The sequence below is a fragment of the Algoriphagus boseongensis genome, from assembly GCF_004362805.1.
GTDB lineage: Bacteria > Bacteroidota > Bacteroidia > Cytophagales > Cyclobacteriaceae > Algoriphagus > Algoriphagus boseongensis.
In genome coordinates this window covers 728,862-747,766 of sequence record NZ_SNYF01000006.1, presented here as the reverse complement: position 1 = coordinate 747,766, position 18,905 = coordinate 728,862, and the positions used below count along the sequence as shown (strand labels likewise).

Below are 18,905 nucleotides of genomic sequence, written 5' to 3'. Positions count from 1 at the left end.
AACTCAATTCTCTTCGATGACAAAAGCTCCCTGGGTATTAATCGCCGAATGGTAAGCATCGACTCCAAGACCTATCGAATCATATACCTGTTGGGCCGCATCGATTATAGTTTGGACTGTTTCTTTTCCTTTGGAAAGGGCAAAAAGAGTTGGTCCTGAACCAGAAATACCCATACCCAAAGCACCTGCTGATTTTACGGCCTCCTTGACTTCATAAAAGCCAGGAATCAAAGTCGCACGATACGGCTCCGCGATAACATCACGAAGCGACCTTCCAATCAGATCAAAATCTTCCTGAAATAATCCTGCAACCAACCCAGCCACATTTCCGGATTGGATGGTGGAATGTTTTAAAGAAACCGTATCCCTTAAAACAGATCGGGAATCAGCAGTTTTCAATTCAAAATGGGGATGGAGCAAGGTACAAAACAGGCCTTCTGGCACATGAAGCTTAATTACATCCAAGGGATGGTAATCCCGGATCAAAACGAAGCCTCCCAATAAACTTGGAGCGACATTATCCGCATGCCCGGCACCACAAGCAACTTTTTCCGCTTGCATGGCAAATGGAAGCAGTTGTTTTTTCTCAAAAGGTTCACCCAAAAGTCTGTTGGCCGCGACCAAAGCCGCAACTGCACTCGCAGCGCTGGAACCCATTCCTGAACCTAAGGGAAGCCCTTTTTTTAGATAAATTTCAAGTCCAACTTCCTTTCCAAGTTCATCCAGCATGGCTTGAATGGCCACTGCACAGGTATTTTTTTCTACTTCATAGGGAAGTCTGCCCTCATCTCCTTCAATAGACACCACCACTAGCCCGGGTTGATTTCTGTCCCGAACTTCAACCTGATCTCCCATAGCATCAATAGCAAATCCCAGGATATCAAATCCGCAGGAAACATTGGCTACAGTCGCCGGTGCAAAAGCTTTGACCGAGTTCATTATTCCCGAGTATAGTTACCGATTCTGATTACGTCAGCGAAAACCCCCGCAGCCGTCACATCTGCTCCCGCACCCGGACCACGGATAATCATAGGTCGGTCCAAATATCTATCGGTAGTTAAAAGAATCATGTTATCGGATCCCTTAAGGGAAGAGAAAGGATGGGATTCAGGAAGAGATTTCAAGCCCACTTTGGCTTTTCCATCTTCAAGAGTCGCCATAAAGCGCAGCTTTTCTCCTTTCGCCTTGGCATCGGCCAAAAGCTTGGCAAAATCAGCGTCGTGGCCCTTTAGCTTTTCAAAGAATTCATCAACCGACTTGGCATGCTGGCAATCTCCCGGCACCATGCTTTGGATAGAAATGTCATCAAATTCCAGTTCCTGCTCAGCTTCCCGACCGAGAATTAGGATTTTTCTGGCCACATCCATTCCACTCAAATCATCTCGTGGATCGGGTTCGGTATATCCTTTCTCTTTGGCAAGTTTGACCACTTCTGAAAACGGTGCTCCATTTTCCAATTCAGAAAAAATGAAATTCATTGAGCCACTTAGTACGGCTTCAATACGAATCACCTTGTCCCCGGAAAGCATTAAATCCTGAAGGGTATTGATTACCGGAAGTCCTGCTGCCACGTTTGTTTCGTACAAAAACTTTACGCCTCGACGCTTGGCAATCTTTTTTAGCGATCTATAATTCTCCAAGGAAGAAGAGTTCGCCTTTTTATTAGGAGTTACAATCGCAACCTTGGCCTCCAATATCCTTCCGTAGGTATCTGCTACTTCCTGACTGGCGGTGCAATCCACAAAAACTGAGTTGGAGAAGTTCATCTCCTCCATTTTGGAAATGAATTGATCCAAATCTACCGCCTGGTCTGTTTCACTTAGGACATAAGGTGTTTTGAGATCAAACCCATCTTCATGGAATGCCATGTACCTGCTATTAGCTAATCCATGAACTTGGATGTCCAGCTCGTTATTTTTCAACAATTTATGCTGCTGATGAGCGATCATTTTCATCAAAGCTTTTCCGATAAGCCCTGTTCCCACCAAGAAAACGTGAAGAACTTTGTTTTCAGAAAGGAAAAAAGCTTCGTGTAGGGCGTTGAGAGCTTTTTGAAGATCGGCCTGAGGAATTACTGCCGAAATATTCAGTTCCGAACTTCCCTGAGCAATTGCGGCTACGTTTACATTGTTTCGGCCCAAAGCCCGAAACATTCTTCCTGAGGCCCCTGGGTTTTGCTTCATGTTTTCCCCAACCACAGCTATGGTTGATAGCCCATGCAATAGAAAAACATGGTCCATTTCACCGGATTTAATTTCGTAGAAAAACTCTTTTTCAATCGCCTCCTTGGCTAGATAAGATTCCTGAGTTTTGATAGCCAAACAGATACTATGCTCTGAGGAAGCCTGAGAAATCAACACAATATTGACTTTGGCTTCAGCTAAAGCTTTAAAAACTCGACTTACTGTAGCTCCGCCTTCGATCAATCCAGCACCTTGCACTGTTACGATAGAAATATTAGACATGGAACTGATCCCCTTGATCAGAGCGCCATGGCTTACTTCCCCGTTGATTAGGGTACCCGGATTTTCAGGCTCAAAGGTATTTTTGATGTAGATCGGGATGTTTTTCTTCATCGCCGGCTGCATGGTAGCCGGGAAAATCACCTTTGCCCCGAAGTGCGACAATTCCATCGCCTCATTATAACTCAATTGAGGGATGGTAAATGCGGTGTAGACCAACTTAGGATCTGAGGTCAAAACACCGGAAACGTCAGTCCAGATTTCCAGATCCTCCGCATCCAAAGCCCCTGCAAAAATTGCAGCAGTATAGTCTGAACCAGAACGCCCAAGGGTGGTAGTTTCACCTTTTGCTGTGGAGGCTATAAATCCTGTGATAACCTTCACACCTTCATTTTTAGAAAAGAAGTCACGGATTAATTCATTGGTCACTTCATAGTCCACTCGTGCCTGCCCAAAGCGATCGTTGGTTCGGATGACCTCTCTGGCATCCACAAATTGGGTTTTGATGCCTTTTCCAGACATAGCCTCAGCCAAAATGAATGCTGACAATCGCTCCCCAAAGCTGGCTACATAATCCAGCGTTCTGGCAGAATTCTCTTTTATCAGAAAAATCCCATGAAAAAGATCCTCCAATTCTTTAAATCTGACCTTCACGTAGGTCATCACCGAAGAATGGTGTTGCACAGTAATTAGCTGCCTCACAATATCTAGGTGCTTTTCTTCCAAGGTTTGCAATAAATCCCTGTATGCCTGATCTCCTTCTCGAGCCAATCTGGCAATTGTCAGAAGACTTTCCGTCACTCCTCCAAAAGCTGAAAAAACAACTGCAACTTCGTGGAATTTGAGTTTTTCTTGGATTATGGCAAAAACCTTACGGATGTTTTCGGGATTCGCTACGGAGGAACCTCCAAACTTGATGATTTTCATAAAATGTAAAAGAAATAGATTGCTGGGAACTTAGATTTGGCCAAAACAGGCCTGATGGGGCGAGGTACTCAAAGATCATAACGGGTCACCCCGTGATCGTGGTGGTCATCATTCCGGTGGTAGTATAAAAAAAAGCAGCAACCATCCCCTTCATAAAGGAGAAGCTCAAAAAAACATAAGCTTTAGCTGCTAACACCATTTCGGTTTGTTTGACTGGACAATCTTAAGGCAAAAAATGGGATTACCCAAATAAATCAACAGAGAATTGCCTAATATTTTGAAAATCTCTTAGAATAACCTCGAAAATTTTATGTTTTTAGAAATTAACAAAATCTACTTGCATAATTTCTAATCTGAAAATCAAGGAAGCCGTGGATTTTGGTTAACTTCATATAGATAATTATCCATCTATGAAAAATATCAAATTACTTTATTTCGCCCTGTTGATTCTGCTTTTTAGCGGATGTAGCAGCTCTTCCCAGCTAAATCCCATCACCTTGTTGACAGGGAATCCTTGGGCACTTTCCAGCATGATGGGTGGGAGCTTAGACCTCAGTAAATTCCCCTCGGGAATTCCAACTTTAAATTTTTTGGATGGAGGTAAACTAGCCGGATTTGCCGGCTGCAATAACTTCTCCGGCGGGTTTTCTATGGAAAACTCCGGACTTCAACTAGATCCGGGAGCCATGACTAGAATGGCGTGCCCCGGAACTGGAGAAGATGAATTTATGGACGCTTTGGTAAAAGTGAAAAATTTTAAGGTCACAAAAGACAAGCTCACCTTGTTGGATGGTGCTAACGAACTGATGAGCTTTGTCCCAAAAAAGGATTAAATCGCCTTAAAACAACTCTTCGATCATTTGCATTTTCCCTCTGAAATTGACCTGATCTTTCTTTTTCTTTCCGACCAAAAGTTCGCCTAATGGGGAGTTTTTGCTTAAAAGAAAAACTTTGGACCCGTCGACTGCTATCTGGCCAATGCTTACCGCCAGTAAAAACCAGTCGTTCCCCAACTTCACTAAAGCTCCTTCTTGAACAGTTGGAGGAGTTTCCTTAATGGTATTCAGTCGATAAATCTCCTCAAGATCAAATTTGCATTGATTGATCTGTTTTTCGATGGAATTCAAATCCTGAGTGATCATTTCCCGGCTGGTTTCGTACTTGTCTCCAGCACTATTTTTTTCCTCTTCGAGAATACTTTCAATGATATTTTTCCGCTCTTCAGCGAGCAATTTTTCCTTTTGTTTCAGCTGGTCTATAGCAGTTTGGTAAACCTTAGCCTTCAATTCTTTCATAAAACCTATTATTCGCAGTTTTCTTTTCTTCGGGTATCGATGATGTATACAATTTTCCAGCCCTCGGCCATTTTTACCAGCTGAAAGGAATTCACCCCACAATGGCTGAAATTCCCATTTACATAGAATTTATAAGGTGTCCAGGCAGCAGCCATAGTGCCATCCACCTTGATTTGATAGTCCAGAATTCGCTCATCCAACTGGGTTTCAGCAGGAGTGGAGGAAATCCGGGTGACAAAATCAGCTACTGCATTACTCCCTACTGTACTTCCCTCTGGTTTTGCCAAAACAGTTTGCATCAACGCATCCGGAGAAAATACAGAAGCTACCTGATCAGCATTTTTTGCCCTCATTCCATCGAATAAACTTCGAATTACCAATTCTACTGCTTGTTCCTCCGTCTGAGCAAAAGCACCAAAATTGATCAGCAAGGCAGATAAGGCTGCAAATAAAATTCTTTTTTTCATGATCAGACTCCTCCGTAAAGTTTAAAGGTCATATTTCTCAAGGATGGGGTATTGACGGCGTAATGCATCGCCTCGGCAATTTCAGCAGGATTTACCCACTTCCCAAAATCCGAGTCAGGCATACTTTCTCTATTGGCAGGCGTATCGATAATACTCGGAACAAAGATATGACTCCGGATATCTGTCCCTTTGATTTCTTCAGCCAATATTTCTGCAAGCGAGATCACCAATTTTTTACTCAAGGCATACGCGATTGAACTTGTGGCGTCTTTCAGTTGGAGTGCAGGCCTTGCACCTACGAAAAGAAAGGTCCCTTTTTGTTGTTTTTTCATCAAAGGCAAAAATCCCTGAACCATCTGAAAAGCGCTGAAAAAATTCAATTGGATCATTTTGCTCATGTCCTTTTGGGTGGTTTTTTCAAGATTACCCATGGCAAATCCTCCCACAATCATCGCAATCGCATCTAAATCCCCGTATTGCATTTCGTATTCCTTCACAAACTCGGTCACTGATTTTTCATCAGTCACATCTACTTCGTAGCTATCATCTGCCTCCTCCGAAACTTCATCTGCATCAGGTCTCAAAAGGGCAATCACTCGATATCCCTCACGCTTAAATTTTTCTACTACCGCACTTCCTAAGGCTCCGGCTGCGCCTGTCACAATAATATTTCTACTCATCTGTCCGTCTTTTCAGTCCTATATTTGCTAAAATTAGCCCTAATTTTTCGATTGGCATGAATCATCTAAAAACCAGTATCCGAATCAAGGAAAATGTAAGAAGGAGAAACTTCATCATAAAACTAGTCCTATTGATCATTTTGGAGGTTTTTTATGCAGGAAAAACCGTAGTCGAACCCTTCTTAGAACAGTATGAATTATTAGGCCATGTCCTTAGAGCCTTAATTTTTCTACTAAGCACCAACCTGATTATTTCCTTGGGAAGGATCATTACCCTGAGGATTTATCTAAGGCAGCGAGAAGATTCAAAAGTTCAACCCAACTTCATGATTGGTATTGATCGGATAGCAACCCTATTGAATGTAATCGGCATTTTGATCTCGCTGATGCTGGCTTTTGGAATCAGACCATTGGAATTTTTGACCAGTATCACCATCGTTGCTGCAGCTATAGCTCTTTTAACCAAGGAATACATTACCAATATTGTCAATGGCCTGATCATGATGTTTTCCGATCAATTGGAGATCGGAGACAAAATCCAAATCGGAAAGCACACCGGATTTATTAGGGATATTACCTTAATCAACTTGGTGTTAAAAAATGATTCAGGAGAAATCATCCTAATCCCGAATACCCTTGCCCTTACTTCAGATGTGGTGAATTATTCGAAAAACAATACGCATCAAGTGATTTTGGATGCTGAAATTTCTTCCAAAATCGATCTCAAATTGAATGACTTGGAAGCTCAACTGACTAAGCTTTTGGAAAAATATCCTGAAGTGGTCTACAAAGAGGGCGCCCAGCTAAATATCTTGGAAAGAAAGGCGGATTCACTTTTGGTTCGATTCCAATTCCCGATCAAAACCCACGAAAAATCTACAGAAATCCAGGTAAAAAAAGATTTGTCCCAAGCCTTACTCGACTTGAATCATGAGCCAAGAAAAGACTAATTACTTTGATTTGGTATACCAAGTCGTGAGAGAAATCCCGAAGGGAAGAGTAACCAGCTATGGCACAATTGCCAATTATTTGGGATTAAAAAGTGGAGCAAGGATGGTGGGATATGCCATGAACGCCGCCCACACCATGCCTGATGTTCCTGCTCAGCGAGTGGTCAATAGACAGGGAATTCTCACCGGAAAGCATCATTTCGAGACCCCTACCAAAATGCAGGAGCTTTTGGAAGCGGAGGGAGTTCGGGTGGAAAATGACAAGGTCATAGATTTTGAAAAAATCTTTTGGGACCCGGAGAAGGAACTGGGTTTTTAATCTTTTTTCCTAAAAAGATAGAGTCCCAAAAACATCAAAGCCCCATTCAAAATCAAGGCCTCAAAGCCGAATTTGTATCCCAAAAGCCATTTTTCAGAGTTTTGACTAATGACATAAGTGGTAACTGGGGCCAAAACTGCAATTAAGGGAGTGAACTGATCCTTTACTTTTAACTTGGTAAATAACCCAAAAGAATAAAGTCCCAAAAGTGGCCCATAGGTATAGCCTGCTATAATAAAGACTGAATTGATCACACTTTGATCATTGAGCCAGTAAAAAGCCAAAATGAGAACGAACATCAACAGGGTAAAAGCTATGTGTACTTTTTTACGGATAGCCACTCTGTGCTCAGGAGCATACTTTTTCTCAATCTGGAGAAAGTCTATGCAAAAAGATGTGGTCAAGGCTGTTAAAGTTGAATCTGCACTGGAATAGGCCGCAGCTGTGATCCCTAAAACAAAAACAATTCCTGCAAAAGCTGAGAAATGTTGGGTTGCCAGCAATGGGAACAACTCATCGCTTCGGGTTGGAAGTTGAACTCCTTTGGTTTCGGCATACAGGTAAAGCATAACCCCAAGGGAAAGAAACAACAGGTTTACAATCACCAGAATTACGGTAAACCAAAACATATTTTTCTGTGCGTCTCCAATCGTACGGCAAGTCAGATTTTTTTGCATCATGTCCTGATCCAATCCGGTCATGACAATGGTGATGAATGCACCAGAAACGAACTGTTTAAAGAAGTTTGTCCCAGCTTTCCAATCCCAGTTAAAGATCTCTGACCTTGGATCACTGGCCACCGAACTGATGTACTCGCCAAGACTTTTTATCCCCAAATCTTTTCCTATCAGGAAAATGGTGATCACTACAGCTAAGAGCATAAAAAGTGTCTGGAGCGTATCGGTCCAAACTACCGTCTTAATCCCTCCCCTATGGGTGTAAAGCCAAATCAGTCCCACGGTGATCAATACCGAGATCCAAAACGGAATTCCCAAAGGATCAAAAAGAATAAGTTGTAAAACACTTGCCACCAAATAGACCCTAAGCGAAGAACCTAATGCCCTGGAAAGTATAAAAAAGAAAGCCCCTGTTTTATAAGACCAAAACCCGAAGCGATCTTCCAAATAGGAATAAATCGAAACCAGATTTAGGCGATAATAAAGGGGCAGGAGAACTTTTGCTATGGTGAAATAACCCAAGGTATAGCCCAAAACAACTTGGAAATAATAGAAGTTAGTATTGCCGACTTCCCCAGGAACTGAGATAAATGTAACCCCGGAGAGAGATGCCCCAATCATCCCGAAAGCGACTAAGAACCAGGGAGATTGTCTGTCTCCTGTAAAAAAAGTATCCACGGTAATTTTGCGGGAGGTAAACCAAGAAATCAAAAAAAGTAAAAGAAAATAGGCCGAAATGACCAACAAAACGATTTGGGTATTCATAAAGCAGGGATATAAGCCTCGCTAAGTTGTCCAATATTCTTAATTTTGCAAAATGAACAGATTTGGCTACCCACTACCTGAAATTGAGGAAGTAGAAATCCTGCTGGAAGACCTGTTAGATGAAGAGGCCTTTGACTTGGTCGTGTTCAACGACGATGTGAATACTTTTGAGCACGTGATCAATGTACTGATCAAGGTGTGCAAGCATAGTCCCGAGCAAGCTGAACAATGCACCTTGATTATCCATTATAAAGGAAAATGCTCTGTAAAAAAAGGCTCTCGATCTGAATTAAAGCCTCTTTGCGAGGCAATCCTAGAAGAAGGTATTCAAGCTGCTATAGTGTAAATCCCATTTCCTTGAACTTCCCCTCCAAACTTATTGAAGACGCAGTAACTGAAATTTCCAGACTCCCGGGTATTGGAAAAAAAACTGCACTCCGACTTGCCTTACATTTGCTAAAGCAGAATGAAGCCGTGACTGAAGCTTTGGCATTGGCAATCACTAGGATGCGCAAAGAAATCTCGTATTGCCAAACCTGCCATAATATTTCAGATCAGGAAGTTTGCAGCATTTGTCAAAGCCATAGAAGAGACCGTAGTATCATCTGCGTAGTTGAGGACATTCGGGATGTTTTGGCAATTGAAAATACCAATCAATTTTCTGGCTTATATCATGTTTTAGGTGGAGTAATTTCACCGATACAAGGAATTGGACCTGACGATTTGAAAATCGAAAGCTTGATCTTCAGAATAGGAACAGGAGAAGCCAAAGAGGTTATTTTGGCCCTTTCTGCTACTATGGAGGGAGACACTACATCCTTTTATTTGAGTAAAAGACTGAAGGACTCAGGGGTTAAGGTAAGCACCATTGCTAGAGGAATTCCTGTGGGAGGGGAATTGGAGTTTACAGATGAAGTGACCTTGGGAAGAAGTATACTTACCCGAATAAATTACTCTCAGGATTAAAGAAATATTTGCGGGCAAACATTCCCGTTCTATATTTGCACACCAATTCGGGGGATTAGCTCATCCACGATAGCTATCGGGAGGCTAGAGCTTCTGAATGATAAATGGGGGATTAGCTCAGTTGGCTAGAGCGCTACACTGGCAGTGTAGAGGTCATCGGTTCGAATCCGTTATCCTCCACCAAAAGCTTCACAGAAATGTGGAGCTTTTTTCTTTTTAAGTTTTTATTGGATTTGCTCAGCAAGCAAAAAAGCTTCACGAATAAATTCAGAAAGGTGATCGGTTCGTCCCGATAGCTATCGTGGACCATTATCCTCCACTTTAAAGGCTTGCAGATTTTGCAAGCCTTTATTTTTTACCTGGGGCTAAGAAACAAAATGATAAAGAGTCTCTTTGTCTACATCTATTTTGGCCAAAACTTCTAATCTCTCCTTGGCTTGGGAAAGTTTAGAATAGCCTTCTAAGTCGTAATTAATTTCTTTGGCATTTTTGATTTTGATAGCTGTACCTGCCATACAAACCATCAGCATGCCCTTCCCTGAACCTACTTCAGAATAATCGATATCAGTTCCAATAATCGCATGTGCACCCATTAAAAGCGCCTTGGTTCTAAGCTGATTCATGCAATTTTCTTCACCTTTTTTGATTTTATCATTAAAAGTGTTGGATTCCTTTCCGAAAAAATCCGTCCAGCTTGCAGTGATTTCAGAAACCAATCCCGTACCGATTACAGATTGGGAAGTTACCATCCCTACCACCTCATAATCCCAATGAAGAGGTTGGTGTATACTCAAGATGGGCAAATTCGAAAACCCTTTTTCCAAAAGGTCCTTGGTGGACTTCAATTCTTTCTCAAAATTTGATTTCGCTTGAAGGAGCTGATCATCGATACAATTGGAACAATAAGATTCAGCTCGGTTATTAGTAAAGGCATGAATAAAGGCAACAGGGTTGCCTGTAATTTCACCCTTACCTTTCAAAAATCCAGTCTTGATTTGGTGGTTGCAGTTTTTACAATGGAGGCTCATAGTGCTTCTTTGGGTTTAAAGTTGAAGACACTTCAAGGTAAATTTTTTAACTGCAAAAAACACTTCATTTGACTGCATCCAGCTACTTATGTGACAAAAGTCACAACGTCTTAACCCTTACCCCAAATGCTTTGAGTAGCCGAACCCCAGTTAAAATCTATTTGCTATTTTTAGATCAAGAACTTCTCTGATCTATGAAAAAATTACTTTTTATCTCCTTGATCTCTATTTTAAGTTCATGTGCCTGCGAGCCTGAGCAAATTGCGCACTTTGCTTTCCAAGGAATGGAAGCCATGATGGGAGAAGGGTTTATGCCCTCAGATGAAATCAGGGCCTTGGGGAATTTTCAGGAAATGAATGTGGGCTTGAATAAATCCAGTGAGACGGGTTCCACCATTTTTCTAAAGCTTGGAAATGGAGACCCTAAAATTTTATCCAGTCAACGGGAGATTCTAGCAAGAAAGTGTGCTGAACTCTATCTCAGAGATTTTGAAAATGCAAAAGAATACGACCAAATTACCGTTCAATTCATCCAAACTGACCCTCAAAATCCTGAAAATGTAGCCATGGAAGAGTATGAATTCCAGGTTAGTGACTTTGATTTATAAAATCCCTGATCCGTCCTCCACATCTTCGATTGCCCGGGAGAGAAAATCATTAAAGGGCTTCATTCTTTTAAAACCATCAAAAGCAAAAGTCAAAAATGCTCCCGATTCAACGGCCTTATCCGAAATGGGATGAGAAACCGTAAAGCTTTTTAGCCGCAAATATTCGATATAAGGATGGTCTGCCTCGTATTCTCTAGGACTGGTTTTCAGCTTTTCTCCCTCGATTCCTTTGAATAATTTTTTGAACTCAGGGTCATTTTCAATCTGTTCCAACTCCTTCCCGCTGTAATCAATTTCCTTTCGGATTTTCTTTAGCGTATCCGCTTCAGGCATCCAAATCCCCCCTGCCAAAAAGGAATTTCCCGGCTGAACCTGCAAATAATATCCAGGACCTGGGGACTTCTTCCCTTTTGGGGAAAAGTAAGCTCCGAAATTGGTCTTATAAGGATCTTTATTGTTTGAGAAACGAATGTCTCGATTCTGTCTGAAAACACAATCCTTGGGTTTGTAGGCAGAAAGCTCAGGTTCTATTTCACTCAATTCCTTTAGCAAAATCCCTACATCCTCCAGAAACCCCTCTCGTGTCTCCAAATACCATTTTTTATTGGCGTCCATCCATTCTTTGTGGTTGTTTTGAGCCAAGGCAGAAAGAAATTCAAGATAGGGACGCATAATATATGGAGTTTAAAGTGGGAAGTTTAAAGTTATTGAAAGTCAGTTGAATCTCTTTTTATCTAACTATTCCAAAAGAAGTCTAGTTTAAATAAAATCGACCAAGGTCTCCAACTTCATTCCTCTACTACCCTTAATTAGGATCAAATAATCCTCGAGCTTACTGTCTTCTAGCCAGTTTCTAAATGAAAATGGATCAGGGAAATACAGGGCTTTGGGAGCTTTTTCCAGAGCTGAAACGATTAATTTTCCGGTAAAGCAAACTTTATCGATGGGATATTCACTGACGATTTCTCCAAGTCTTCTATGCTCAGCTTCGGCATGCTCTCCTAGCTCAAACATATCTCCAAGGATGATCATTTTATGCTTTTTGCCTTGCATCACCCCAAATGTTCGAATGGCGGCTTCCATGCTCGATGGATTGGCATTGTACGCATCCAGGATGATCAGATTGCTGCGCTTTTCCATTAACTGAGAGCGCATATTCTCAGGTTTGTAACCGACAATTCCTGCTACAGCTTTTTCCATTGGAACTCCAAAAAATTTCCCGATGGTCAAAGCATTGGCAATATTCCCAAAGTTGTATGCCCCAATGAGGGAAGTAAGATGCTCTCCCTCTACTCCTTCTACTGAGAATTTCACAAAGGGATCAGCTCCAAGAAAATTCACCTCACAAAAATCCCCCTTGGCCGGGTACAGGACTGGATTCTCAAAGCGCTTGATCATATTGGAAAGGATGGGGTCCTGGGTATTGATGAAGACGGTCCCTCCATTTGCTCTGAGATGCTGGTAGAGTTCTGTTTTGGTTTTTAAGACGCCTTCAGGACCACCCATACCTTCTAAATGGGCCTTGCCGATATTGGTGATAAACCCATGCGTAGGCTCTGCAATAGCGCAAAGCTCTTTAATGTCCCCTTGCTTGTTGGCCCCCATTTCAATGATCGCGATCTCGTGCTCAGGCTTGATACGGAGCAAAGTCAAGGGCACTCCGATATGGTTGTTGAGGTTACCTGTGGTGGCTAGGGTATTGAACTTTTGCTTCAAAACGGCATTCAAAAGCTCCTTTGAAGTAGTTTTCCCATTGGAACCTGTCAGACCAATTACTGGAATAACGAATTTTCTTCGATGATAAGTAGATATCTGCTGAAGGGTACTCAAGACATCTTCGCAGATAAAATACCGCTCGTCATCCTCGACAAAATACTTCGCTTCATCAATTACCACCGCAGAGGCTCCCATTTCCAAGGCTTTTGCCGCAAATTCATTTGCGTTGAAATTGGGTCCTTTCAGGGCAAAAAAGAGATTTCCTTGATCGATTTTTCGAGTATCAGTGCTCACTCCTGTGCTTTGGAGGAAGAGTTGGTAGAGGATATCCAGATTCATCTTTGGGTAAAATTTCTTCCCAAAATAACGCAATCCTTTACATCTTTGGGGAGAGAGTTTCGTTTTATTTTGAAGTTTCAGCTTCGCAAAGTCATGCAAAAACCCCTTGCCTTCATTTTTCTTTTTCTTTTCCAAAATGCCCTGGCCCAGACGGTTTTTGAAATAGACGAAAGCAAATCCATCCAGGTAAATGGACAGTCGCTCTCCTCTGGTTTTTCTTTGGGAATCAACTCCGCTCAAATCCAGACTTTAGACCTCACCGGTGATGGAAATGAGGAGTGGGTAATCTGGGATATCAACTCCAGACAACTTCAGATTTTTGAAAAAAGCGGGGAGAATTTCAAGCTCAGACCAGAACTCAGCTATTTCTTTCCAACCGATATCAGTGGTTTTTTGGTCTTGGCAGATTTTGATCGAGATGGCAAAAAGGACTTGTTTACCTCCACTCCTCTTGGGATAAGAGCCTATAAAAACACCTCAAACGGGACTCAGATTTCCTGGACTTTGGCCCAAAATTTTCTGAAGCTTGATGGCGCGAATAATATCCCAGCAAACAACCTGGACACCCCTCTCTTACAGGATTTGGATGTAGACGGGGATTTGGATCTGGTGATTTTCAACTTTGCCCAAGGGGACTATTTGGAGTTTTATCGAAATACCTCGATAGAGAGAAAGGGAATTCCAGATATTGACGGATTTGCTTTCCCTATCAGACATTGGGGGAATTTTGAATTCTGCGGCTGCGGAACATTTTCTTGGGGACAAACCTGCGATGGAAGACCTTTGGAATCAGGTGGCAGGACTCAGGAAAATGCAAGAATCCAACATGCGGGAGGGCATAGTATTTTATATCAGGATTTTACGGGAGATGGAGTTCCTGATTTGCTCTTGGGTCGTGATGAGTGTAATACACTTTACTTTCTTCCCAATAAAGGGACTTCCAGCAGTCCTCGATTCGATTCCTTATCCAATGATTTACCTGGATTCGGGACATTGCCGGTTTTCCCAAGATTCCATACTGCCCAAACGATTGGGAATGATTTGATGGTCAGTTTAAACACGAATGAAACGGCAGCTCCATTTCGTATAGATTTCGCCAGTTCAGTGGTCAAAATGGAGAAAAGCACTGGCTCCATCAGTCCATTTCTTCAAAATCAACTCTTCGATTTGGGTGAAAATACCCGACCCTATTTTAAGGGGAATGTCTTTTCCGGAGAACTCTGGCTCACTGCAAATAGCAAAAAGGGCGAAAATGTAGTCGGTCAAGCATATCGATTGAGCTATAGCGGAAATCAATTTGAGGTGTTGAATTCCGATTATTTAAACCTGTCCTCACTCAACTTACTTGATCTCCAACTGATAGAATACGGAAGTGTAAAAAATCAATCCTATTTCCTTGTCTCGGGAGTTCGAACTGTGAATGGGGTTCCTTCCCAGGTTTTGCTTCGAAATCAAGGAGAAAACTGGACAGATTATGCACTCGCTGGTTTATCGCCGCGGGTAGGAGATCAGCTGACTTTTTTCCCTTACCAAGGCAAAGATCACCTACTCATCGCTGCTCAAAACGGGAGTTTAACCTTGTATGAAGTGGATTTGGAAGCCAAAACTGTCAGTTTGAAGTCCACCAATTTCCTCGGATTTCAGGACAATCCTGCGAACAGGAATCTAAGCATAGCGGTGAGAATTCAGGAAAAACCGGATTTATATGCTGTAGATCAGACTGGTAGGGTTTTTCTTATTCAAGATTTTATGAATGCAGAAGTCCGAGAAGAAGTCCTGATCAAAATCGGAAATCAAAATCTTCCTCCCCGACTGGGGCGAAATACTTGGATCTCGGTAGTCAATTCCGGTTTCGATAAAAATGTAGACCTGATCTTGGGTACTCGAGGCGGAGGACTAACTTATCTAAGTTCAGATAAATCGGATTCATCCAATGACGGTGAGTTGTTAGTTAAAGTCTATCCTAACCCTAGCTCCGGGCCAGTAAAGGTAATTTCAAACACAGCCGCCAAAGGCAGACTGATTTCCTCTTTGGGACAGATTCTATTGGATGAAATCAACATCCCAGCTAACCGAGAAATTGAAATCCAAACTCAAACCTTGAATCCGGGGATTTACTTTTTGCAACTGGAAACCGATGATCGAAAGGTGGTGGTGAAGAAGGTATTAGTAAGGTGACTTCTTTTTACCGCTGATTTGTGGCTCAATCCTGAATTCTTCTTTTCAAATCCATCCTGGAGTGCAGAATCCGGATTACCTCAATGGAGGATGGGTTCAATTTTCTATAAAAAATCAAATGCTCCCCGGACTTAAATCCAAAAATTTCCTGACTGATTTCGGGATACTGCTTTCCTAAGAACTGATTCTCAGCCACATTTTTGCAATCCTCTAAAAGCTGCCAATAGTAATTATCCGCTTGTTGTTCTGACCAAGTTTCAAATGTGTATTCCCAAATTGCGGATAAATCATCAATGGCTTTTTGGGACAAAAAATAACTAGCCATTCCTTTTTTTGGCTTTCAGTGATTCTAGATGCTTCTCAGGATCAAAGTCTTTAACAATCCCGCTTTCAATCCCTTCCTGAACCGCATTTTTTAAGGCTAACAATTTATTTTCTTCTTCCTCCAATAGCCGGAGCCCTGCTCGGATCACTTCACTGGCGCTTGAATATCTTCCTTCAGATACTTTGCTATCCACAAACTCCTCAAAGTAATCGCCTAAAGAAACTGAAGTATTGCGTCCCATAAATTTTCTTTTTTCTAAAATTACCAAAAACTGGTACTCAATAAAACTTTTCAATAACCTGATTTATTGAATCCCCCTTTGAATAATCTCATTTGCCCCTATCCATTAAAAACTCTAGCTTCGGAAAAGAATTATAAATCCATGAAGAACTTATACTTATTCCTTTTTCTGGCCCTTTTCGCTTGGGCCTGTACCTCCGGCCCCGAAAATCCAGCTGACTCGGTTTACCTAAATGGGGTCATCTACACCGTCGACGAATCCAATCCAAAAGTCGAAGCCGTGGCTGTAAAAGACGGTTTGATCCTGGCTGTGGGTACTTCCGAAGAAATTCAAGCCTATGTGGGTGAGTCTACTGAAGTAATCGACCTGCAAGGAAAAACTATGACTCCTGGCTTTATCGAATCCCATGGACACCTGATGGGTATCGGCTACAACAAGTTGGAGATCGACTTAATGGGCGTCAAAACCTACGATGAACTCATCCAAAAAGTAGCAGAAGCCGCCGCTAATGCAAAGCCTGGCGATTGGATTACCGGTCGGGGTTGGCATCAGGACAAGTGGATTCAGATGCCCGACAAAACCGTCAAAGGCTTTCAAACGCACGAATCCCTCAGCGCAGTCACCCCAAACAACCCGGTTTACTTAGCCCATGCTTCCGGTCACGCTTCTTTTGTCAACCAAAAGGCCATGGAGCTTGCAGGAATCAATCCTTTACGAAGCGAAAAACCTACTCAAGAGGTAGAGGGCGGAGAAGTTCTTCGTGACGAATTGGGAAATCCTACCGGAATTTTGGTGGAAAGAGCTTCCAGCTTGGTCGCTAAACTCATCCCAGAAACCACCCCTGAGAAAAACGAGGAAGCGCTTCGATTGGCTTTGCAAGAATTGGCAGAAAAAGGCATCACATCCTTCCACGATGCGGGTTCTGGTCAAGAGGTCATTGACTTGGTGACTAAATTCAAAAACGAAGGAAAATTAACTTCCCGCCTATACATCATGCTCACTGGTCGTCAGCCTGAGCTTTTAGAAGAGTGGTACAAAAAAGGTCCAATGATCGATCCTGATCATTTTGTGACGGTTCGATCCATTAAACTGAATTGCGATGGGGCTTTGGGACCTTGGGGAGCTTGGCTGCTGGAAGATTATTCTGATAAGCCGGGACATCGTGGCCATGAGACTTTGCCTATGTCAGTGGTCAGTGAGGTTTCTGAAAAAGCCCTGCCACTTGGCTTCCAGGTTTGTTCACATGCCATCGGAGACCGCGCCAATCAGGAGATTTTGGATCGGTACGAAATGGCTTTTGCCAAATATCCTGATACCAAAGACCATCGTTTCCGTATCGAGCATGCCCAGCATATCCATCCGGATGATATTCCAAGATTTGGTCAGTTGGGAGTGATTGCAGCCATGCAGGCCATTCATTTGAGTTCAGATCGTCCTTGGGCAATCAATCGTCTAGGAGAAAAGCGAATCATCGACGGCGCCTATGTATGGCAAAAACTGATGCAGACTGGAGCGGTAGTCACTAATGGAACCGATGCTCCCGTGGAACCTGTAGATGCCATTCCTTCCTTTTATGCTTCTGTCACACGGAAAACCCTGCAAGGACTTCCGGAGGGAGGCTATGAAGCCGATCAGAAAATGACCCGAGAGCAGGCCTTGAAATCCTATACCTTGGACGGAGCCTATGCTGAGTTTGAAGAAAATTTCAAAGGATCGATCCAAGTGGGAAAAGCAGCTGATTTCACCGTTTTCGACAAAAACATCATGGAAATCCCGGAAGATGAGATTCTGCAAACACAGGTGGCCATGACCGTGGTTGGAGGAAAAGTAGTGTTTAGGAAGCAGTAAGCCAGTGATCAGTATTCAGTCTCAATAGGCAGAATTTAGAAAGTCGTAAACAGTTGAGCTAGACCTTCCATGTTTTAAAACCTGGAAGGTTTTTTTAAATCTGGAGATGAACAAAAAAGGATTTTTAAAAAATCTCCTATTAAATAACTTTCATTTAAGTTGTTCGTTTACGATTTAAGTAGTTGAAAATTGAAATCAGCCTTATGGAAAACAAATTTTTGAGATCGATCCTAGTCCTATTTTTTTTGGCACCTATGAATGTGGCTTTTGCACAAACTACCCCAAACTCTCCCTCCTATTTTTCGGGAAGTTATTCACAGCAACCCATAATCTCTTTCAAAGAGGGCTTTTTCAACAAAACCACCTACTTCCTTGATGGAGAGAAATCAAGTCCCAAACAGGTTGCTGCCTTGCTCAATTCAGTACAAAATGAAGACTTTAAGTTCGAGGGGTACCAGCGAAAAAAGAATTGGGGAAATGGCATCCGTCTCTCAGGGATAGCCATCACGATTGGCTCCATTGCCTATTTATTTACAAATGAAATTACCCCGGCCAACGTCCGTCCATGGTTTTGTGCTTCTTTTGGAGGAGGGGTTTTACAAAGCACGGGAAACATTCTCGTCGGGGATTCTGAGCGTAGAATCCAAAGCACCATCAACGATTTCAATGCCTATCATTATTCAGGAGGTGAGGAGGTGTTTCTCAGTATGGACGAAAGTGCAGGGTTTTTTGGGTCAAAAATCGACATCTACGAAGGCCCTATGAAGCTGGACAAAAGTCAAGTAATGTCTCGTATGCAATCGAAGCCAGAGGTTCGAGAATTGTATGACAAAATCTTCAGCAGACAAAAAGTAAGCACCGTAGCTCAGGTAGCCAATACAGCTGTTCAATTTGGAATCATATTTTTTGCCTTAGCTTCCGAACCTCAATCTTCGGCTCTAAATAAGACCTTAATCCCATTGACCATGACAGGAATTGGGTTGAATATATTTTCTGGTGCCTACGATCGAAAGACAAGAAATCTTACAAGAGAAGCTCTTTTACTTTACAATTATGAATAGACTTTGGGGTGAAAAATTAGCCTCTACTAGCAGTTAAGCCTTACCTGATTCTT

20 protein-coding genes and 1 tRNA gene are annotated in these 18,905 nt (G+C 42.3%); 10 read left to right on the top strand and 11 right to left on the bottom strand.

Annotated elements, in window-relative coordinates:
• Positions 1 to 3: 3 nt before the first annotated feature.
• Positions 4 to 939, bottom strand: coding sequence for a homoserine kinase (locus DFQ04_RS10910; protein WP_133555706.1), 936 nt, complete (start codon positions 937 to 939; stop codon positions 4 to 6).
• Complete coding sequence (gene thrA, locus DFQ04_RS10905) at positions 939 to 3,389, bottom strand: bifunctional aspartate kinase/homoserine dehydrogenase I (protein ID WP_133555704.1); 2,451 nt, start codon at positions 3,387 to 3,389, stop codon at positions 939 to 941. The genes DFQ04_RS10910 and thrA overlap by 1 nt, the downstream gene beginning before the upstream one ends.
• Before the next feature lie 410 nt (positions 3,390 to 3,799).
• Between thrA and DFQ04_RS10900 the strand changes: the two genes are divergently transcribed.
• Positions 3,800 to 4,222, top strand: coding sequence for an META domain-containing protein (locus DFQ04_RS10900; protein ID WP_133555702.1), 423 nt, complete (start codon positions 3,800 to 3,802; stop codon positions 4,220 to 4,222).
• 6 nt (positions 4,223 to 4,228) lie between these two features.
• Here DFQ04_RS10900 and DFQ04_RS10895 read toward each other — a convergent pair whose 3' ends face one another.
• The 3 genes from DFQ04_RS10895 to DFQ04_RS10885 are packed head-to-tail and all read right to left on the bottom strand — an operon-like array spanning position 4,229 to position 5,831.
• Positions 4,229 to 4,684, bottom strand: coding sequence for a hypothetical protein (locus tag DFQ04_RS10895; RefSeq protein WP_133555700.1), 456 nt, complete (start codon positions 4,682 to 4,684; stop codon positions 4,229 to 4,231).
• A gap of 8 nt (positions 4,685 to 4,692) precedes the next feature.
• Positions 4,693 to 5,151: a nuclear transport factor 2 family protein gene (locus DFQ04_RS10890; protein ID WP_133555698.1), complete on the bottom strand. Its 459-nt coding sequence runs from the start codon at positions 5,149 to 5,151 to the stop codon at positions 4,693 to 4,695.
• A gap of 2 nt (positions 5,152 to 5,153) precedes the next feature.
• Complete coding sequence (locus tag DFQ04_RS10885; protein WP_133555696.1) at positions 5,154 to 5,831, bottom strand: SDR family NAD(P)-dependent oxidoreductase; 678 nt, start codon at positions 5,829 to 5,831, stop codon at positions 5,154 to 5,156.
• Between the two features lie 56 nt (positions 5,832 to 5,887).
• Here DFQ04_RS10885 and DFQ04_RS10880 point away from each other — a divergent pair, with 56 nt between their 5' ends.
• Both DFQ04_RS10880 and DFQ04_RS10875 read left to right on the top strand, forming a co-directional pair.
• Positions 5,888 to 6,781, top strand: coding sequence for a mechanosensitive ion channel family protein (locus tag DFQ04_RS10880; RefSeq protein WP_133555694.1), 894 nt, complete (start codon positions 5,888 to 5,890; stop codon positions 6,779 to 6,781).
• Complete coding sequence (locus DFQ04_RS10875; RefSeq protein ID WP_133555692.1) at positions 6,762 to 7,100, top strand: MGMT family protein; 339 nt, start codon at positions 6,762 to 6,764, stop codon at positions 7,098 to 7,100. Before DFQ04_RS10880 ends, DFQ04_RS10875 begins: the two co-directional genes overlap by 20 nt.
• On the opposite strand, the gene DFQ04_RS10870 is transcribed toward DFQ04_RS10875, so the two are convergent.
• A complete protein-coding gene (locus DFQ04_RS10870) occupies positions 7,097 to 8,542 on the bottom strand; it encodes a sodium:solute symporter (protein ID WP_133555690.1) in 1,446 nt (481 codons plus the stop codon). The genes DFQ04_RS10875 and DFQ04_RS10870 overlap by 4 nt on opposite strands.
• Positions 8,543 to 8,594: 52 nt before the next feature.
• Here DFQ04_RS10870 and DFQ04_RS10865 point away from each other — a divergent pair, with 52 nt between their 5' ends.
• The 3 genes from DFQ04_RS10865 (at position 8,595) to DFQ04_RS10855 (ending at position 9,691) form a co-directional block, all read left to right on the top strand.
• A complete protein-coding gene (locus DFQ04_RS10865; protein WP_133555688.1) occupies positions 8,595 to 8,888 on the top strand; it encodes an ATP-dependent Clp protease adaptor ClpS in 294 nt (97 codons plus the stop codon).
• 11 nt (positions 8,889 to 8,899) lie between these two features.
• Positions 8,900 to 9,508: a recombination mediator RecR gene (recR, locus tag DFQ04_RS10860; RefSeq protein WP_133555686.1), complete on the top strand. Its 609-nt coding sequence runs from the start codon at positions 8,900 to 8,902 to the stop codon at positions 9,506 to 9,508.
• Between the two features lie 106 nt (positions 9,509 to 9,614).
• Positions 9,615 to 9,691 (top strand) — tRNA-Ala (locus tag DFQ04_RS10855).
• Positions 9,692 to 9,873: 182 nt separating this feature from the next.
• Here DFQ04_RS10855 and DFQ04_RS10850 read toward each other — a convergent pair.
• Positions 9,874 to 10,536, bottom strand: a complete 663-nt coding sequence (locus DFQ04_RS10850; protein ID WP_133555683.1) for a YbjQ family protein — start codon at positions 10,534 to 10,536, stop codon at positions 9,874 to 9,876.
• Positions 10,537 to 10,730: 194 nt separating this feature from the next.
• Here DFQ04_RS10850 and DFQ04_RS10845 point away from each other — a divergent pair, with 194 nt between their 5' ends.
• Entirely contained in the window at positions 10,731 to 11,144 is a 414-nt protein-coding gene (locus DFQ04_RS10845) for a hypothetical protein (protein WP_133555681.1), read from the top strand.
• On the opposite strand, the gene DFQ04_RS10840 is transcribed toward DFQ04_RS10845, so the two are convergent.
• Positions 11,139 to 11,816, bottom strand: coding sequence for a DUF2461 domain-containing protein (locus DFQ04_RS10840; protein WP_133555679.1), 678 nt, complete (start codon positions 11,814 to 11,816; stop codon positions 11,139 to 11,141). The genes DFQ04_RS10845 and DFQ04_RS10840 overlap by 6 nt on opposite strands.
• Before the next feature lie 87 nt (positions 11,817 to 11,903).
• Entirely contained in the window at positions 11,904 to 13,199 is a 1,296-nt protein-coding gene (locus tag DFQ04_RS10835) for a UDP-N-acetylmuramoyl-tripeptide--D-alanyl-D-alanine ligase (protein ID WP_133555677.1), read from the bottom strand.
• A gap of 93 nt (positions 13,200 to 13,292) precedes the next feature.
• On the opposite strand from DFQ04_RS10835, the gene DFQ04_RS10830 reads away from it, so the two are divergent.
• Positions 13,293 to 15,377 carry a T9SS type A sorting domain-containing protein gene (locus tag DFQ04_RS10830; protein WP_133555675.1) on the top strand — a complete coding sequence of 695 codons (2,085 nt, stop codon included), beginning with the start codon at positions 13,293 to 13,295 and terminating at the stop codon, positions 15,375 to 15,377.
• A gap of 25 nt (positions 15,378 to 15,402) precedes the next feature.
• On the opposite strand, the gene DFQ04_RS10825 is transcribed toward DFQ04_RS10830, so the two are convergent.
• Both DFQ04_RS10825 and DFQ04_RS10820 read right to left on the bottom strand, forming a co-directional pair.
• Positions 15,403 to 15,702 (bottom strand): type II toxin-antitoxin system RelE/ParE family toxin, encoded by a 300-nt coding sequence (locus DFQ04_RS10825; RefSeq protein ID WP_133555673.1) that lies wholly within the window; start codon positions 15,700 to 15,702, stop codon positions 15,403 to 15,405.
• Positions 15,695 to 15,943 (bottom strand): type II toxin-antitoxin system ParD family antitoxin, encoded by a 249-nt coding sequence (locus DFQ04_RS10820; RefSeq protein ID WP_133555671.1) that lies wholly within the window; start codon positions 15,941 to 15,943, stop codon positions 15,695 to 15,697. The genes DFQ04_RS10825 and DFQ04_RS10820 overlap by 8 nt, the downstream gene beginning before the upstream one ends.
• Before the next feature lie 141 nt (positions 15,944 to 16,084).
• Between DFQ04_RS10820 and DFQ04_RS10815 the strand changes: the two genes are divergently transcribed.
• Positions 16,085 to 17,791, top strand: a complete 1,707-nt coding sequence (locus DFQ04_RS10815; RefSeq protein WP_133555669.1) for an amidohydrolase — start codon at positions 16,085 to 16,087, stop codon at positions 17,789 to 17,791.
• A gap of 203 nt (positions 17,792 to 17,994) precedes the next feature.
• Positions 17,995 to 18,852: a hypothetical protein gene (locus DFQ04_RS10810; protein WP_133555668.1), complete on the top strand. Its 858-nt coding sequence runs from the start codon at positions 17,995 to 17,997 to the stop codon at positions 18,850 to 18,852.
• Positions 18,853 to 18,905: the final 53 nt, after the last annotated feature.

Excerpts from the sequence above, each read along its gene's own strand:
- DFQ04_RS10875 (WP_133555692.1), top strand. The coding sequence starts at position 6,762 with ATGAGCCAAGAAAAGACTAATTACTTTGATTTGGTATACCAAGTCGTG.
- DFQ04_RS10880 (WP_133555694.1), top strand. The coding sequence starts at position 5,888 with ATGAATCATCTAAAAACCAGTATCCGAATCAAGGAAAATGTAAGAAGG.
- DFQ04_RS10900 (WP_133555702.1), top strand. The coding sequence starts at position 3,800 with ATGAAAAATATCAAATTACTTTATTTCGCCCTGTTGATTCTGCTTTTT.
- DFQ04_RS10825 (WP_133555673.1), bottom strand. The coding sequence starts at position 15,702 with ATGGCTAGTTATTTTTTGTCCCAAAAAGCCATTGATGATTTATCCGCA.
- DFQ04_RS10910 (WP_133555706.1), bottom strand. The coding sequence starts at position 939 with ATGAACTCGGTCAAAGCTTTTGCACCGGCGACTGTAGCCAATGTTTCC.
- thrA (WP_133555704.1), bottom strand. The coding sequence starts at position 3,389 with ATGAAAATCATCAAGTTTGGAGGTTCCTCCGTAGCGAATCCCGAAAAC.
- DFQ04_RS10865 (WP_133555688.1), top strand. The coding sequence starts at position 8,595 with ATGAACAGATTTGGCTACCCACTACCTGAAATTGAGGAAGTAGAAATC.
- DFQ04_RS10890 (WP_133555698.1), bottom strand. The coding sequence starts at position 5,151 with ATGAAAAAAAGAATTTTATTTGCAGCCTTATCTGCCTTGCTGATCAAT.
- DFQ04_RS10845 (WP_133555681.1), top strand. The coding sequence starts at position 10,731 with ATGAAAAAATTACTTTTTATCTCCTTGATCTCTATTTTAAGTTCATGT.
- DFQ04_RS10895 (WP_133555700.1), bottom strand. The coding sequence starts at position 4,684 with ATGAAAGAATTGAAGGCTAAGGTTTACCAAACTGCTATAGACCAGCTG.
- DFQ04_RS10885 (WP_133555696.1), bottom strand. The coding sequence starts at position 5,831 with ATGAGTAGAAATATTATTGTGACAGGCGCAGCCGGAGCCTTAGGAAGT.
- DFQ04_RS10835 (WP_133555677.1), bottom strand. The coding sequence starts at position 13,199 with ATGAATCTGGATATCCTCTACCAACTCTTCCTCCAAAGCACAGGAGTG.
- DFQ04_RS10815 (WP_133555669.1), top strand. The coding sequence starts at position 16,085 with ATGAAGAACTTATACTTATTCCTTTTTCTGGCCCTTTTCGCTTGGGCC.
- DFQ04_RS10850 (WP_133555683.1), bottom strand. The coding sequence starts at position 10,536 with ATGAGCCTCCATTGTAAAAACTGCAACCACCAAATCAAGACTGGATTT.
- DFQ04_RS10820 (WP_133555671.1), bottom strand. The coding sequence starts at position 15,943 with ATGGGACGCAATACTTCAGTTTCTTTAGGCGATTACTTTGAGGAGTTT.
- DFQ04_RS10870 (WP_133555690.1), bottom strand. The coding sequence starts at position 8,542 with ATGAATACCCAAATCGTTTTGTTGGTCATTTCGGCCTATTTTCTTTTA.
- DFQ04_RS10840 (WP_133555679.1), bottom strand. The coding sequence starts at position 11,816 with ATGCGTCCCTATCTTGAATTTCTTTCTGCCTTGGCTCAAAACAACCAC.
- DFQ04_RS10830 (WP_133555675.1), top strand. The coding sequence starts at position 13,293 with ATGCAAAAACCCCTTGCCTTCATTTTTCTTTTTCTTTTCCAAAATGCC.
- DFQ04_RS10810 (WP_133555668.1), top strand. The coding sequence starts at position 17,995 with ATGGAAAACAAATTTTTGAGATCGATCCTAGTCCTATTTTTTTTGGCA.